Below are 15,561 nucleotides of genomic sequence, written 5' to 3'. Positions count from 1 at the left end.
GGAGAGCTTATCCGGGTATGGGGCGGGCCCGTCAGATTTCGATGACCGTCGGCACGATCATCGGCTGGCGGCGGTAGGTCTCCCCCACCCACTTTCCGATCGTGCGCCGCACCGTCTGCGCGATACGCACCGGGTCGGTGACATTCTCGGCGGCAAGCTTTTCCAGCTCGGCTTCGACCTTGCGCGCAGCGGGTTCCAATGCCTTGGGGTCCTCGGAGAAGCCGCGCGAATGCAGCTGCGGCGGGGCTGCCGGGCGCCCGGTCTCGCGGTTCAGCACCACCGTGGCGGCGATGAATCCCGAACTCAGGATGAGCCGCTCGCCCAGGGTGGCCTCGCCGACGTCGCCCATGATCAGGCCGTCGACGAACATCTTGCCGACCGGAACCGCGCCGGCGATCGAGACCCGGCCGCCGACCAGATCGACACTGACGCCGCTCTCGGCCACCACGATGTTCTCCTCCGGCACGCCGCTGCGGGCGGCCAGCTTGGCGTTGGCCCGCAGCATCCGCCAGGTGCCGTGGACCGGCATCACGTTGCGCGGCCGCACCCCGTTGTAGAGGAACAGCAGCTCCCCGGCGTAGGCATGGCCCGAGACATGCACTCGCACTTGTTGATTGGTGACCACCCTGGCGCCGATCTTGGCCAGGTCGTCGATCACTCCGTAGACGGCCTCCTCGTTGCCGGGGATCAGCGACGAGGACAGGATGATCAGGTCGTCGGACGTGACCGTGATACTGCGGTGCTCGCCGCGCGACATCCGCGACAGCGCCGCCATCGGCTCGCCCTGCGTACCGGTGGTGATCAACACCACCTGCCCGGGCGTCATCTCCTCGGCCATCGCGATGTCGACGACGTCGCGGTCCTCGACATGCAGGAAGCCCAACTCGCGGGCGATCGCCATATTGCGCAGCATCGAGCGGCCGACGAACGACACCCGCCGGCCCAATGCTATTGCGGCGTCGACGATCTGCTGCACACGATCAACATTGGAGGCGAAGCAGGCCACGATGATCCGCTGCCCCTCGGCATTGCGCATCAGCCGGTGCAGGTTGGGCCCGACCTCGCTTTCCGAGGGTCCCACGCCGGGGATTTCGGAGTTGGTCGAGTCGCACAGGAACAGGTCCACCCCGGCGTCGCCGAGGCGGGACATGCCGGGCAGGTCGGTGGGGCGGCCGTCGGGCGGCAACTGGTCGAGTTTGATGTCACCGGTGTGCAGGACGGTGCCGGCTCCGGTGTGGATGGCGACCGCGAGTGCGTCGGGGATGGAGTGGTTGACCGCGAAGTACTGACATTCGAACACCCCGTGGCTGCTGCGCTGACCCTCGGCGACCTCGACGAACACCGGGTTGACCCGGTGCTCGCGACACTTGGCGGCCACCAGCGCCAGGGTGAACTTGGAGCCCACCACCGGAATGTCGCCCCGCATTTTGAGCAGGTACGGGATCGCGCCGATGTGGTCTTCATGGGCATGGGTCAGGACCAGTGCCTCGATGTCGTCGAGGCGGTCGGAGATGTGTCGCAGGTCCGGCAGGATCAGGTCGACGCCGGGTTCGTCGTGGTTGGGGAACAGCACCCCGCAGTCGACGATCAGCAGCCGGCCGAGATGCTCGAAAACGGTCATGTTCCGGCCGATTTCGTTGATGCCGCCCAGTGCGGTCACACGCAGACCTCCCGGCGCCAGCGGCCCGGGAGGTGACAGCTCCTCGTTCATCGCCGGAGCCGCCGGGCCGGCGACAGACTCATCGGAGTACGCCCGCTGCGCGCAGGTCGGCGGCCAGGTCGTCGAGCTGCTCGGCGGTGGCCGGCACCTGCGGCAACCGCGGGTCACCCACGTCGATACCCAACAGGTGCAGCCCGGCCTTGGCGAACGTGACCCCGCCCAGACGAGTCTGAGCGGCGTTCAGCGGCGCCAGCGTCACGGCGGTCTTGCGAGCGGTGGCGATGTCACCGGAGTTGAAGGCGCTCAGCATGTCTCGCAACTGACTTGCCGCCACATGTCCCCACACACTGACGAAGCCGACCGCACCCATCGCCAGCCACGGCAGGTTCAGCGCATCGTCGCCGGAGTAGTAGGCCAGCCCGGTCTCGGCCATGATCTGAGCGCCACCGTGCAGATCGGCCTTCGCATCCTTGACCGCCACGATGTTGGGGTGCGCCGCCAGCGTGCGCATGCTGTCCCACTCGATCGGGACGACCGAGCGCGGCGGGATGTCGTAGAGCATCACCGGCAGGTCGGTGGCATCGGCGACGGTGGTGAAGTGCGCGATCAGGCCGGCCTGCGGCGGACGCGAGTAGTACGGCGTGACGACGAGCAGACCGTGCGCCCCCTCGGCGGCCGCGGTCTTGGCCAGATGCACGCTGTGCGCGGTGTCGTAGGTGCCGGCACCGGCGACGATGCGGGCCCGGTCACCGACCGCCTCGAGCACCGCGGCAAGCAACGCTCGCTTCTCGTCGTCAGTGGTGGTCGGCGACTCGCCGGTGGTGCCGGACAGCACGAGTCCGTCGCACCCGGAGTCGACGAGGTGGGCGGCCACCCGCGCCGCGGCGACCGTGTCCACGGTGCCGTCGGGCTTGAACGGAGTCACCATCGCGGTCAGTACGGTGCCCAACTGGGCGCTGACATCGATTCCGCTGGTGCTCACGGGCATCTAGATTACCCGCTCCGCTCAGACCTCTGTCGCCAGCGGGGACGTCGCGACCTCCGTGCCGTCGGCCAGTTCGGTGATCTCGAAATCGGCGAAGACGGCGGGCGCGGCGTCGCTGAGTTCCCGCAGGCAGGCGATCGCCAGGCGGCGAATCTCGACGTCGGCGTGCTCGCTGGCCCGCATCGCGATGAAATGCCGCCAGGCCCGATAGTTGCCGGTCACCACGATGCGGGTCTCGGTGTCGTTGGGCAGTACCGCGCGGGCGGCCTGCCTGGCTTGTTTGCGGCGCAGGACCGCGTTCGGCTGGTCAGCGAATTTGGCTTCCAGCCGGGTGAGCAGCTCCAGGTAGGCCGCCCTGCTGGCGTCGGCCGCCGTCAGGAGGATCTGCTGGAGTTCCGGGTCGTCCTCAAGGCCGGGTGGTATGACGACCTGGGCGTCGTTCTCGGGCACATACCGCTGAGACAGCTGGGAGTACGAGAAATGCCGGTGCCGGATCAGTTCATGCGTGCAGGACCGGGAGATGCCGGTTATGTAGAAGGTCACCGATGCGTGCTCGAGCACCGAGAAATGGCCGACGTCGATGATGTGTTTGAGGTACGACGCGTTGGTCGCCGTCCGGGGGTTCGGCTTGGACCAGCTCTGGTAGCAGGCGCGGCCGGCGAACTCGACGAGCGCCTGACCGCCGTCGGCGTCGGTGTCCCACGGCACGTCGGCGGGCGCCAGGAACTCGGTCTTGGCGATCAGCTGCACGCGCAGCGGCGCGGTCTCGGCCACGGGCTCACCTTAGTGCGCCTGCCACCCATCGCCCGTCAGGTCCCCGGCATAGCGAATCTGATTCCCACCGCTGCGTTTGGCCTCGTACATGGCGGCATCGGCGCGCGCGATCAGCCATTCGATGAGTTCGAGCGGTTTCAGCGCGGGCGCGCGGATCACCGTCGACGCCATCCCCAGGCTGGCCGTCACGCCCCACGGCGCGGCGGCGATGGCCGTGCGCAATTCTTCGGCGTTCTCTCGGGCTTGCTCCGGCGTGGACAGCTGCGCGAAGAGGAATTCCTCGCCGCCGACTCGTGCGACCGCGGTGTTGGTTCCACTGACCGCTCTGAGGCTGTCGGCGACGGCGACCAGAGCCCGGTCCCCGGTCGGGTGGCCCAAGGTGTCGTTGAGCCTCTTGAAGCCGTCCAGATCGATCATCGCGATCGTGAAGTATGGCCGAGATCGGTAGTCGGCGTGCCGCAACAGGGTCTGCGCCGACCGGAAGAAGCCACGTCGGTTCGGCAGGGCGGTGAGCGTGTCGGTCGAGGACTTCAGCGAATCGACCGACAACCAGTGGACGATCACCTGACCGCAGAAGGGGACGGCCAGTATCCCGCCGCACAGGATCAGCAGTTTGGCCACCGCCATCGCCGAGTCGCCCGCCATGGCGATCCGTGCGGCGCTGACGGCGGCGGTCGCCACGCCCGTCCCGAGGGTCAGAACCAGAAACGGTGCGGTGTGGAAGAAGGCGACGTATCCGGCCAGCCCGACGAATGCGACCGCACCGACCATCGCGGTGCGTGGGTCGGCCTCGGCGAGCACGCCCACCGCGATGCACGCATTACCTGCGATCGAAAACACCTGCGACTGATAGCGAGTGGGCCATCGGCAGACGTACGACACGGCAATCGCGGCCAGCACCCCGCTGGCCACGCAGGTGGCAATCCGCTGCGCCGGAGTCTGCGGGCCCGAGGGGCTGGCCAGCGCCAGCGCGATGGCGGCGGCGATGGTCGACAAGACGGCGAACATCAGCCAGCGCATGAACGTCAGGAGCCGGCGCGCCTTGAGGTAGGAGGTCAGCCAGTCGTAGTGGTCGGGTTGTCGCCACCACAGGCCGATGCCGTGCACTAGTCCGCGCGCCCCCAAGCTGTGATCGTGATTGCTCCTGATGGTAGTGATGTCGCAGGGATGCGTTAGCCAAAAGGAGTCAGATGCCAGACGCGCACTGGGGAAGCGACATCGACGCTGATGGTTATGCCGGTCATCGGGGCCTGCAGTACTCCCCTCGACCGACGACCTTCGCGCAGGTGTTCGCCGACGCGCAGCGCTGGGCTCAGCGCACCTTCCTGGTGCAGGGCGAGCACCGCATGACATACGCCGCGTTCACCGAAGCCGTGAACGCGGGAACCGCCGCTCTGCGTGACGACGGCGTCCAGCCCGGCGACCGAATCATGCTGTACGCCTACAACAGTCCGGCCTGGGTTGTCGCCCTGTGGTCGGCGTGGCGCAGTGGCGCTGTTCCGGTGCTCGCCAATCGCTGGTGGAAACAGACCGAAGTGGAACACGCCATCGGTCTGCTCGATCCGCATCTCGTCATCGCCGACACGACGCCGGCGGGCGTAGCCAAGGCGAGAACACGACACGTCGGTGCATTCACCGACGGCAGTCTCACCTCACCCGCGGTCGACGCCTCTGAGATCGAGGATCCCGACGCGACCTCGGTGATCCTGTTCACCTCGGGCAGCTCTGGACTCCCCAAGGCGGTCGAGCTGTCCAGGCGCGCTGTCATCGCCAACCAGCACAACGTCCTGGCGGTGACCAAACGTCTGCCGCACCAGCTCAATCCTGATGCGCCGCAGGCAGTCTCGTTGGCTAGCACCCCGATGTTCCATGTCGGCGGACTCTCCAATCTGTTGAGCAACTACCTCACCGGCGGTCGGGTGGTCATTCCCGAGGGGCGGTTCGACGCCGGCCAGGTACTCGGGTTGATCGAACGCGAAGGCGTACACAGTTGGGGCGGGGTCCCGACCATGGCGATCCGGGTGCTCGAGCACCCGGATTTCGACTCGTTCGATCTGTCGACTCTGCGGTCATTCCCGCTCGGCGGGGCGGCCGTACCCACCGCGCTGTTGGACCGGATGCGGGTGCGGCTGCCTCAGCTCGCCGGCCGGGGACTCGGAAATACCTGGGGCATGACCGAAGCCGGTGGCTTTCTGACGTCGGCGACAGGTCGCGACCTTGAGAAATATCCCGGCACCGTAGGACGGCCCTATCCAGTGGTGGAGCTGGCCATCGACCGGCCGGATGCCGACGGAGTCGGAGAGGTCCTGGCCCGCTCACCAACAGTGATGAACGGCTATGTCGGTATCGACGACGGAACCGTCGACGACGAGGGCTGGCTGCACACCGGCGATCTCGGCCATCTCGTGGATGGCTATCTGTTCATCGACGGCCGCGCCAAGGACATCGTCATCCGGGGTGGCGAGAACATCGGCTGCGGCCAGGTGGAAGCCGCTCTGTCCACGCATCCGGCGGTGGTCGAGGTGGCCGCCATCGGACTGCCACACCCCGACCTCGGCGAAGAGCTCGCAGCCGTAGTCGTCCACCGGGGTGCCGATGCGGCACCGACCGCGGATGAACTCCGCGCCCACGTGTCGGATGTGCTGGCGCACTTCGCGATTCCGACCCGCTGGCACATCAGTACCACTGCCCTGCCGACGCTTCCTGGCGAAAAGATCGACAAGAAGAGCCTGGCGGATCGCTTCAGCTGACGAGGATCAACCGCAGCGACATCGACACCATGGCTGCTGATCGCCGAAAATCACGACCATGGCGGCGATCTGGGCGCCTACAGCGCCTTACCCAGCGCCGCGACCAGGTTGCCGCGCGCGCCGACCGTGACGGTGCCCAACCCGAGCCAGGCCGCCATGCTCTGGAGTTCGACCGCCAGCCTGGGCGCGACCACCGCCGGGTTCTGGCCCGGCTCGGTGAATGCTCCGACCACGTTGAGCCCATCGTTGGCGCGGTCGGCCTTGAGGTCGACACGTCCGACCAGGTGGCCGTCGAGCAGGAACGGCCACACGTAGTAGCCGTACTGCCGCTTCGGTTCGGGCGTGTAAATCTCTATGCGGTAATGGAAACCGAAGATCCGCTCGAGCCGCGGGCGAAAGAAGATCAGCGGGTCGAACGGGCACAACAGCGCCGTGCCGCGATCCGCCCGGGGCACCGTCACACCCGGCGTCAAGTACGCCGGTGCCGACCAGCCATCGACCTCGACCTCCTCGAGCGCACCGTCGGCAACGAGAGACGCGACCGCGGGCTTGCTCTGCTTGGGACTCAGCCGGAAATAGTCACGCAGGTCGGGTTCGGTGGCCACCCCCAACGCACCCGCGGCGCGCTGCACCAATTCCCGCACTGCCTCGTCATCGTCGACCTCGCGGGCCAGCACGTGCGGGGGCAACACCTTCTCGGTGAGGTCGTAGTGCCGGGCGAACCCGATCCGCGTCGCCGTCGTCAGAGCTCCCGACGACCACAGCGCCTCGGCTACCCACTTGGTGTCGCTGCGGTCCCACCAGGGACCCTTGCGCCGCGCGCGCTCCCCTTCCAGGTGCGCTTCGATCTGGCCGGCCGTACTCGGCCCGAGTTCGTCGACGGCAGCCAGGACGTTGTCGGCCAGTCGCGGGTTCTTCTTGACGATCTCCTGGCCCCAGCGGCCGTGGGCGTATTCACGCATCCGCCAACGCATCAGTGGCCAGTCCTCGACTGCCATCAGCGCAGCCTCGTGGGCCCAGTACTCGACCAGCAGCCGTGGCGCCCGGGCGCTGTGGCTCCACGCGGCAGAGTCGAGGACGCTGCGATCGTAGGGGCCGAGCCTGCTGAACACCGGCGCGTAGTGCGCCCGCACGGCCACCGACACCGAGTCGAGCTGCAACACCTGGATGCGTGAGATGAGCCGGCGCAGGTGCGCGCGGCTGACGGCCCCGCGAGGCTTCGGTGCGGCGAAGCCCTGAGCTGAGATGGCGACGCGGCGGGCCTGATCGGCAGAAAGCCGGGTCATGCCCGAACGAAGGTGTGGAACCGGTAGCGCAGTCCCGAACTGCTGTCCTGCCAGTCCCCCGACGTGCCGACCCAGGATTCGTCGAGACTCGGAGCCAACGCGTCCTCGTCGTCGGGGCGCAGATCGATCTGCACCTCGGTCACCTCGCAGTGCGTGGCCGCCGGGAGTGCGAGGTGGTAGACCTCTGCACCTCCGATCACCCACATGTCGTCATCGGGCACGTCGTCCAACGCGCTCACCACCGTCGCTCCCTCAGCCATGTAGTCAGCTTGCCGGGTGAGTACGACATTTTTCCGGCCCGGCAGCGGCCGCACGGACTTGGGCAGCGACTCCCAGGTGCGGCGGCCCATCACAACGGTGTGTCCCATCGTGAGTTCCTTGAAGCGGGCCAGATCCTCCGGCAGACGCCACGGAATTCCGCCGTCCCGCCCGATGACACCAGAGGTCGACTGCGCCCAGATCAACCCCAAGCCCGTCATACGGCGACGGGCGCTTTGATCGCCGGGTGCGGATCGTAATTGCGGATCTCGACGTCTTCGAACTGATAGTCGAAGATCGAATCACGCTGAGCAAGAACCAATTCGGGGTATGGGCGGGGATCGCGGCTCAGCTGTTCGGTGACCTGCTCGACGTGGTTGTCGTAGATGTGGCAGTCGCCGCCGGTCCAGACGAAGTCGCCGACGCCGAGCCCGGCCTGGGCTGCCATCATGTGGGTGAGCAGCGCGTAGCTGGCGATGTTGAACGGGACCCCCAGGAACAGGTCGGCGCTGCGCTGGTAGAGCTGGCAGCTCAGCCGACCGTCGGCGACGTAGAACTGGAACAGCGCATGACAGGGGGCCAGCGCCATCTGCGGGATCTCGCCGACGTTCCACGCCGACACGATGATCCGGCGACTGTCGGGGTCGGTGCGCAACAGGTCCAGCGCCGCGCTGATCTGGTCGACATGCTCACCTGAGGGGGTCGGCCATGACCGCCACTGAACCCCGTATACCGGACCGAGATCGCCTGTGGCAGAGGCCCATTCGTCCCAGATAGTGACGCCGTGCTGCTGCAGCCATTCGACGTTGGATTCGCCGCGCAGGAACCACAGCAGCTCGTAGACCACCGACTTCAGGTGCACCTTCTTGGTGGTGATCAGCGGGAAGCCGGCCGACAGGTCGTAGCGCAACTGGTGGCCGAACAGACTGCGGGTGCCGGTCCCGGTGCGATCGGATTTCGGTGTGCCCTGCTCGAGCACAAGTCGCAGCAGATCCTCATACGGCGTGGCGATCGGCACGCCGCTCAGCTTACGTGCGCAGGCAGAGAGTACAAACGAAGCCATGCCGACCATCTCTGACACCGTCACCACTGCCGATGGAACCTGTCCGGTCATCCTCGCCGTTCCCGACGGGCAGGGACCGTGGCCCGGCGTGATCCTGTATCCCGATGCCGGTGGTACCCGCGCGACGTTTGTCGACATGGCGGCCCGGCTGGCCGACCTGGGATACGCGGTGTTGGTGCCGGACGTGTACTACCGCAGCGGCGATTGGGCGCCGTTCGACATGGAGACCGTGTTCAGCGACAAGGACGAGCGGCAGCGGCTGTTCTCGATGATCGGCAGCGTCACGCCTGAGGCGATGGCCGCCGATGCGCGGGCGTTCTTCGACTACCTGGCCGGTCGTCCCGAGGTGACCGGCGAGGCGTTCGGCACGACCGGCTACTGCATGGGTGGCCGCACGTCACTGACGGTCGCGGCGCGGGTACCCGAGCGCGTCGCCGCGGCAATGTCGTTTCACGGCGGCGGACTGGCCTCCGACGACCCGGGCAGCCCGCATCTGCTGGCCGACCGCATCACCGCGGCGGTCTACGTCGGCGGAGCGCAGGACGACGCGTCGTTCACCAAGGCCCAGGCCGACACCCTGGACGAGGCGTTGACGAAAGCCGGGGTCGACCACACCATCGAGTGGTATCCCGCCGCGCACGGCTTCGCGGTCCCCGACAACGCGCCCTATGACGAGGCCGCCGCCACGCGGCACTGGGATGCGATGAGGGACTTCTTCGGGATGCACCTATCCCGCTGAGTCGCCCTTGTGGCGGGTGCGGCGCAGGCTGGCCAGCGCGCGGATGACGCCGCGCGAGGCGTACACCGCGACAACGCCCGACAGCAGGATCAGGAAGACGAACATCACCAGCCAGTTGGTTCGGCTGTGCGGCACGTTCCACCACACGATGGTGAACAGCACCGCGCAGATGAAGACCACGATGTCGCGCCAGTTGCCCTTGTACGACGAGGCGATCTCGCGCAGCTCGCGGCTTTTCTCGGTGGCGTCGATGAGGTCGACGATCCGCATGTTGATGCTCTCGCGCAACCTGGCGCGCAGCTCGACGTTCTCCTCGGGCAGCTGGTCGAGCAACTCGAGGTCGGCCCTGATGGCGCCGCGCACGTCGGGGCCCCGGAGATTGCCGGCGGCCACACCCAGTAACGCCCCGCCGGCGATCGGCGCGGCCCCCAGAGCGATCTCAGCGATTCCCGGCATGCACAAGACCGTAGGGCCGACCGGCCTGCCGGTCCAGAAAAGCCGACAGATCGTGCGGTTCTCGGAGTCGGCCCGGTCGCGATAGGCAAGGTCGCATGGCCGATGACGTACTTTGACTAAGCGAGACGATCCAGTGAAGGGCGAGACCGATCCCAGTCACACGCCAGCAGAGCGACAACGCCAGGCGCCGCATCGAACGTCGCGCAGCAGATCGCCGGGCGTCCAACGAGCGCTGGCACAGCATCCTTGTCGGTGCCACCGAGGTTTTCCGGCGTGAGGGATTCGCCCGTGCCCGGCTCGAGGACGTGGCCGCCGAAGTCGGCATCAATCGGGCGTCGCTCTACTACTACGTGGGGACCAAGGAAGAGTTGCTACTCGCCCTCATCGAAGAGCCTGCCCGCGACATGACGCGGCACTGCCGTGCCGCGCTGGAGTCCGACGAGCCGGCCGACGTCAAACTGCGTGCCGCACTGCACTCCTACGTCGACGACCTGCAGAACCATCCCGAGCTGTTCTTGCTGTTCAGCGAGAGCCAGCACATCGCCGCGATCCCCGATGCCCACGGCATCAGCACCAACGCCGAGGATTACGCCCAGACTCTGCTCGCAATCGTCAAGGAGGGCGTTGGCACAGGGGTTTTCCGCGCCGACCTGGAGCCCCGGTTGATGACGCACGGAATCCTCGGCATGCACAACTGGATCCATCGGTGGTACGCGCCCAACGGCCGGTGCTCACTGACCGAGATCGGCGAGGTCTTCGCCGAGATGATCCTTTCCGGTCTGCGCCCCTGACCAGGCCACGGATAGCTCACACAACCGTCGATTCGTCACTAGTATTCATGGACACTGCCCTCGGGGGGTCTGGCCATGTATGTCGACGTGAACCTGCGGTTTCCTCGGCGTGCCGTCCGACGGACGGCCCCGCATGAGGTTCCGTTCCGGCCGTGACGACTCCGGTTCTGGACTTTGGCGGCCGTGTCGTCGACCGCCGAAACGAACTCGACGACCTCCGAGCCGCGGTGGACGCGGCCGGACGCACCGGCGGGGCGTGCCTGCTGCTGAGCGGCGCGCCGGGTGTCGGCAAGTCGACGCTGATCCACGCTTTCGGCATCGAGGCATCCCGCGCTGGGTGTGTATTCGGCTATGGGAGATGCCGACCTGACGCACCGGCCCCGTATGCGGGCTTGTCCGTCGCTCTGGGCTCGATCGTTCACACCATGCAGGCCACCGGTCCCGCCGAACGCACCCGGTGGCAAGCCGAACTCGTCGCCGAAATGTCCGGGTCTGCAGGCATTCTCGCCGAACTGGTACCCGAATTGGCTTCGCTACTAGGCGAATTCGTCAATCCTGCCGACCTCGACGCCGCCGACTCTCGCCACCAGTTACACCGCGCCATCATCCGGCTGCTCGCTGCCACGGCGTCGTATCGGCCGGTGGTGCTGGCGATCGACGACCTCCAGTGGGCCGACCGGGACACGCTGTTGCTGCTGGCCGAGCTGCTGACGGTGTCGCTGCGCAACGTCCTGGTTCTCGGCGCGCACCGGGAGGGCGAGTTCGATCCGGCCGGGATCGCGCTGAAATCGGATGGCCTGCAGGCTATCCAGCTCGAACCGCTGGCCCTCGCCGACGTCGAAGAACTGCTGGCCGATGTGTGTGGTCGCAGTGTGGAGATGAGCGACGTGGCCGCCGAATTCCACCATCGCACGGGCGGCAACCCGCTGCACGTTCGGCAACTGTTCTACCGGGCCCAACGCGAAGGCGCGCTGGTGCCGGTCGGCCCGGGTGGCCAGCCACGGTGGGATCTGCGCGTGCTCACCTCGATCGAGGTGTCCGCCACCACCGCAGAGTTCCTTGGCCGCTACCTCGACCAGCTTCGTCCTTCGGATCGTGAGGTATTGAGTGCCCTTGCGTGCATCGGTGGCGAGTTCGACCTCGAGGATGCCACCGCGGCGGCCGCGAAGTCGCCCGATGTCGTGGCCCGCGCTTTATGGGAGTGCCTGGAACTCCGGCTGGTCGAGGCACTCGACTCACGCGGGCAACGGATCACCAACGCGATAAGCCGCGATGCCCGCTACCGGTTCAGCCATGACCGGGTGGCCGAAGCCGCCCGCGCGAGGCTGTCGGACGACGACAGGCGCACCATCCATTTGCGCATAAGTCGGCGGTTGATCACGCTCGGCGACGACCGGATCTTCGACGCGGCGCGCCATATCGGCATCGCCGGCGGCGCCGCCACCGATGTGCCAGAACGCAGCAGCTTCGTCGAGGTCGTACGGCGGGCAGCTCGAAAGGCCCGGGCGCAGGCGTCATTTCCGCTGGCACTCGACTATTGCCGCAGTGCGCTGGACCTGCTCGGCGACCGGCGCTGGAGCACAGACTTCGCACTGACGCGCGAGCTTCAACTCGACGCGGCGGACGCCGCGCTGCTCGTCGGTGACGTGATGGCACTCAACGCGTTACTCGACGAAGCCGAGCAGTTCCTGAACGAGCCACCGGACCGCGCGCGTCTCGCGTATCTCCGCCTCAAAGGCTGCGTCACCGAGAATCGTCTGCAGGATGCGCTCGAGATCGGCCTTCAGGCTCTTCGGCAGCTCGGCGAACCCGTCGCGAACGACGCCGGCAAACCCCGGATGGGCAACGCGATCATCCAGATGAAACTCGCGATGCGGCGCTGGAGCAACGAACAACTGCTGACGCTGCCGCGCTGCGATGACGAGCGGGTCATCGCCCTTCACCCGATTCTTGCCGAGCTGTGCAACATGGCGGTCCTGATCCGGCCCAACATCTTGCCCCTATTGGTCCGAAAACAACTCGATCTCACCTTGGCCCACGGCCACACGCCCTCCTCACCAGTGGTCATCACCGGCTACGGCATCGTGCTCGTTCTGCTCGGCGACCACGGGGGTGCCCAGCGCTTTGGTGAGGTGGGCAGAGAACTCGCGGCACGGCCGGAATTCCGGGAGGCCCGCCCGCAGACCGTGTTCATGTATCTGGACTACATCCATCATTGGCGCCACCCCATCCGTGACGGGGTGGCTGAGCTTCGCAGTGCGGTGGATGCGGCACTCGACCAAGGCGACCAGGAGAATGCCGGCTTTTTGGTCGCGGTCCTGCTCTCCCAGTCGTTCTGGCTCGGTCGTCCGTTGGCCGAGATCGACGCACTCGCCAGATCCCTGATCCCGCAGATCCGTTCGCAACCAGTGCCCAGTGCCCTCTGCCAGGCCGTGCAGCAACTGTGCCTCAATCTGATGGGGCGCAGCGCCGACCCGCTGCTGCTCGCCGGCGAGAGCGGTTACGACGAGCGAGACGTTCTTCCGGCGGCGCGCAGCGAGGGCGATGCCGTGACCCTCGCCGCGGCCGCGGCGATGAAGCAGGGGTTGCATTTCTGGTGCGGCGACTACGCCGGAGCGGCCGCCGCCACACATGAGGCCATCGAGCACATCGACGGCTTGGCCGGGGTGCCCGCCTCACAGCTCGTGTACCTGCTTGGTGCACTGAGCATGATCCACAGCGCACCAAAGGATTCCGCGACCGTCCGCTTTGTCCGTCGGGCGCTGGCGTTGCACCGCAAGTGGGCGACGGGCGCACCGGAGAACTATGCCGCTCCCTACGCGCTCATTCAGGGTGCGTGGGCGCGAGCGCGTGGTCAGAACACCAAGGCCGATCGCTTCCTACACCAGGCGATCGGTCTCGCCGATGAGAATCAGCTTCCAATCGTAAGCGCCTACACCCACGAGGAGGTCGCCGCGCTCTACGCCGACACCGGGCGCGCGACGCTCAGTGAGCACATGCTGCGCAGGGCGTACCAGCGATGGCAGAACCTGGGTTTCGTGGTGCGTGCCGACAGGCTGGCGCGCGAGCACCCCTGGCTACTGCGGCGCGATCTGTCCGGGTCGGGCGGCATCGACCCGGTCGGCGCGCACCAGTTGCTGCACTCCCTGTCGGCCGCGCGGACCGCGGACGTGCTGGCCAACATCGTTCTGGGCTCGGTGGCGGACACCACCGGCGCGGATCGGGTCCTGTTCCTCACCGGCGAGCCCGAACACCTGGCAGTTCGCGCCATCAATGACCATGGCGCCATCACGATCGTCGACGGCCCGTGGACCGAAGTCTCCTACGATCGGGCGATCGTGCGTCGAGTGATCGACGACGGATCACCTGCGATCGTTGCCGGTGACCACACAGCAACCACATCATCGGTACTTGCATCACCGATACGATTGCACGACAACATAATCGGTGTGGTCTACGCCGAGAAGGGCGAATCCTCAGGAGTTTTCAGTACCGACCACGAGCAGGCGGTCGTATTCTTGTGCGCGCAAGCAGCTGCTCCCCTGTGGAACTTCCAACTCGAGGCACGACTTCGGGCCGCCGACGAGTACCGGCAGTCGCTGATGGACGTTCAATCGCGATTCGTGCCGAACGAACTCCTGCGCATCCTCGACATCGACGATCTCCGCCGCGTCCGCAGCGGCTATCGGGTCGAACGCGAGATGACGGTGCTCATCAGCGACATCCGTAGTTACACCACGATGATCGAGGATATGAACCTGGCTGAGGCGGGCAACCTGGCGACGGACTTCCTGCGAGCCATGGAGCTGCCGATCATCAGCTACAACGGCATGATCCAAGACATGCGCGGCGACGAGATCGTCGCCGTCTTCGAGTCCGAGGCCGACGCTGTGCGCGCGGGGTTGGGCATGCTGCGCTCCTTGCACGATCACAACCAGGAGCGCAAAGCACTCGGTTCCCAAGAGCTGCGGGCCGGCATCGGCATCACCACCGGCACGGTGGGGGTCGGACTGGTTGGTGGAGTCAACCGGATGGTTCTCACCATCATCGGCGACGCAGTCAACCTCGCTGCGCGCATTGAGAGCACCAACAAGCGTTACGGCTCGGCGTTGCTGATCTCCGATCAGACCCATGCGCGGATTGCCCACCACGCGCAGTTCGACGTCCGCCGCATGGAACGGGTCCGGGTGGTCAACCGCCGCCAGCAGGTGACGATTTATGAGGTGTACGAATCGGATTCGGCTGCACTGCGAGAGGCGAAGCGTGCGGCACAGCCCGCCTTCGACGAAGCCTTCGCCCTGTTCGACGCAGGCGATGTCGAGAAAGCCCGCACCGCCTTCGAACGCTGCCGGACGTTGCTGCCTGACGATCCGGTCGCACCGTTGCATCTGGCGCACTGCGATGCGATTACCCGAGGCGAAATGGACCCCGGCCAGGAAATCGTTCTCCTGAGTAAGTAGTGCACTACTGCATTTTGGAAATTCCGTGAATTAATTGCGCGCTCGTCGATTTCCTCTGCCATGATCAGGCGAAACATCTACGACTTGTCGGGGGTCCGTAGCCATGTACATGAGCGCAGAGCGATTTGCCCTGGCCAACCAGGCGGTTCGCGACACTTTCGCGCAATGCAGCATTGTCTGGCAGGCCATCCCACACTGGGACGTCGGTGATCCCGGTCAGATCAAAGTCGCTGACGGCAATACAGTCCCCCGGGCTTTCTCAATCTGACATTGGCACAACAACCGTTTCAAGTAACTCTCGCCCAGGCGAATGGGCCGACCCCGGACGCATTACTCACC

12 protein-coding genes are annotated in these 15,561 nt (G+C 66.5%); 4 read left to right on the top strand and 8 right to left on the bottom strand.

What is annotated here, in order from left to right; all coding sequences use genetic code 11:
• Positions 1-31: 31 nt before the first annotated feature.
• Genes G6N32_RS09990 through G6N32_RS09975 form a run of 4 tightly spaced genes read right to left on the bottom strand, consistent with a single transcriptional unit; the run spans position 32 to position 4,544 of the window.
• Positions 32-1,711 carry a ribonuclease J gene (locus G6N32_RS09990; protein WP_115319466.1) on the bottom strand — a complete coding sequence of 560 codons (1,680 nt, stop codon included), beginning with the start codon at positions 1,709-1,711 and terminating at the stop codon, positions 32-34.
• A 28-nt stretch (positions 1,712-1,739) separates the two neighbouring features.
• Positions 1,740-2,648, bottom strand: a complete 909-nt coding sequence (dapA, locus tag G6N32_RS09985) for a 4-hydroxy-tetrahydrodipicolinate synthase (RefSeq protein ID WP_172507278.1) — start codon at positions 2,646-2,648, stop codon at positions 1,740-1,742.
• A gap of 18 nt (positions 2,649-2,666) precedes the next feature.
• Positions 2,667-3,419: an FAD-dependent thymidylate synthase gene (thyX, locus tag G6N32_RS09980; protein ID WP_115319465.1), complete on the bottom strand. Its 753-nt coding sequence runs from the start codon at positions 3,417-3,419 to the stop codon at positions 2,667-2,669.
• Between the two features lie 9 nt (positions 3,420-3,428).
• Positions 3,429-4,544 carry a GGDEF domain-containing protein gene (locus tag G6N32_RS09975; RefSeq protein WP_147292008.1) on the bottom strand — a complete coding sequence of 372 codons (1,116 nt, stop codon included), beginning with the start codon at positions 4,542-4,544 and terminating at the stop codon, positions 3,429-3,431.
• Between the two features lie 65 nt (positions 4,545-4,609).
• Between G6N32_RS09975 and G6N32_RS09970 the strand changes: the two genes are divergently transcribed.
• Positions 4,610-6,169, top strand: a complete 1,560-nt coding sequence (locus G6N32_RS09970; RefSeq protein WP_115319463.1) for a class I adenylate-forming enzyme family protein — start codon at positions 4,610-4,612, stop codon at positions 6,167-6,169.
• A gap of 77 nt (positions 6,170-6,246) precedes the next feature.
• Here G6N32_RS09970 and G6N32_RS09965 read toward each other — a convergent pair whose 3' ends face one another.
• From G6N32_RS09965 to G6N32_RS09955, 3 genes are read right to left on the bottom strand one after another with little or no spacing between them, the layout of a single operon-like run.
• On the bottom strand, positions 6,247-7,455 hold the full coding sequence (locus G6N32_RS09965; protein ID WP_115319462.1) for a winged helix-turn-helix domain-containing protein: 1,209 nt from the start codon (positions 7,453-7,455) through the stop codon (positions 6,247-6,249).
• Entirely contained in the window at positions 7,452-7,934 is a 483-nt protein-coding gene (locus G6N32_RS09960) for a dihydrofolate reductase (protein ID WP_115319461.1), read from the bottom strand. The genes G6N32_RS09965 and G6N32_RS09960 overlap by 4 nt, the downstream gene beginning before the upstream one ends.
• Positions 7,931-8,731, bottom strand: coding sequence for a thymidylate synthase (locus tag G6N32_RS09955; RefSeq protein ID WP_115319460.1), 801 nt, complete (start codon positions 8,729-8,731; stop codon positions 7,931-7,933). Before G6N32_RS09955 ends, G6N32_RS09960 begins: the two co-directional genes overlap by 4 nt.
• Before the next feature lie 43 nt (positions 8,732-8,774).
• On the opposite strand from G6N32_RS09955, the gene G6N32_RS09950 reads away from it, so the two are divergent.
• Positions 8,775-9,515, top strand: a complete 741-nt coding sequence (locus G6N32_RS09950; RefSeq protein WP_115321050.1) for an alpha/beta fold hydrolase — start codon at positions 8,775-8,777, stop codon at positions 9,513-9,515.
• Here the strand turns inward: G6N32_RS09950 and G6N32_RS09945 are convergent.
• Positions 9,504-9,971: a hypothetical protein gene (locus G6N32_RS09945; protein WP_115319459.1), complete on the bottom strand. Its 468-nt coding sequence runs from the start codon at positions 9,969-9,971 to the stop codon at positions 9,504-9,506. The genes G6N32_RS09950 and G6N32_RS09945 overlap by 12 nt on opposite strands.
• 191 nt (positions 9,972-10,162) lie before the next feature.
• Between G6N32_RS09945 and G6N32_RS09940 the strand changes: the two genes are divergently transcribed.
• Positions 10,163-10,762, top strand: a complete 600-nt coding sequence (locus G6N32_RS09940) for a TetR/AcrR family transcriptional regulator (protein ID WP_115319458.1) — start codon at positions 10,163-10,165, stop codon at positions 10,760-10,762.
• A 152-nt stretch (positions 10,763-10,914) separates the two neighbouring features.
• Positions 10,915-15,222 carry an AAA family ATPase gene (locus tag G6N32_RS09935; protein WP_115319457.1) on the top strand — a complete coding sequence of 1,436 codons (4,308 nt, stop codon included), beginning with the start codon at positions 10,915-10,917 and terminating at the stop codon, positions 15,220-15,222.
• Positions 15,223-15,561 lie beyond the last annotated feature (339 nt).

Source organism: Mycolicibacterium aichiense (assembly GCF_010726245.1).
GTDB classification, from domain to species: Bacteria; Actinomycetota; Actinomycetes; order Mycobacteriales; family Mycobacteriaceae; genus Mycobacterium; species Mycobacterium aichiense.
The sequence above is the reverse complement of the archived record's forward strand: the minus strand, read 5'-3'. Positions and strand labels throughout refer to the sequence as shown.

Bases quoted from the DNA above. Each gene is read 5' to 3' on its own strand.
- G6N32_RS09990 (WP_115319466.1), bottom strand. From the start codon at position 1,711: ATGAACGAGGAGCTGTCACCTCCCGGGCCGCTGGCGCCGGGAGGTCTG.
- dapA (WP_172507278.1), bottom strand. From the start codon at position 2,648: ATGCCCGTGAGCACCAGCGGAATCGATGTCAGCGCCCAGTTGGGCACC.
- G6N32_RS09970 (WP_115319463.1), top strand. From the start codon at position 4,610: ATGCCAGACGCGCACTGGGGAAGCGACATCGACGCTGATGGTTATGCC.
- G6N32_RS09965 (WP_115319462.1), bottom strand. From the start codon at position 7,455: ATGACCCGGCTTTCTGCCGATCAGGCCCGCCGCGTCGCCATCTCAGCT.
- G6N32_RS09960 (WP_115319461.1), bottom strand. From the start codon at position 7,934: ATGACGGGCTTGGGGTTGATCTGGGCGCAGTCGACCTCTGGTGTCATC.
- G6N32_RS09950 (WP_115321050.1), top strand. From the start codon at position 8,775: ATGCCGACCATCTCTGACACCGTCACCACTGCCGATGGAACCTGTCCG.
- G6N32_RS09945 (WP_115319459.1), bottom strand. From the start codon at position 9,971: ATGCCGGGAATCGCTGAGATCGCTCTGGGGGCCGCGCCGATCGCCGGC.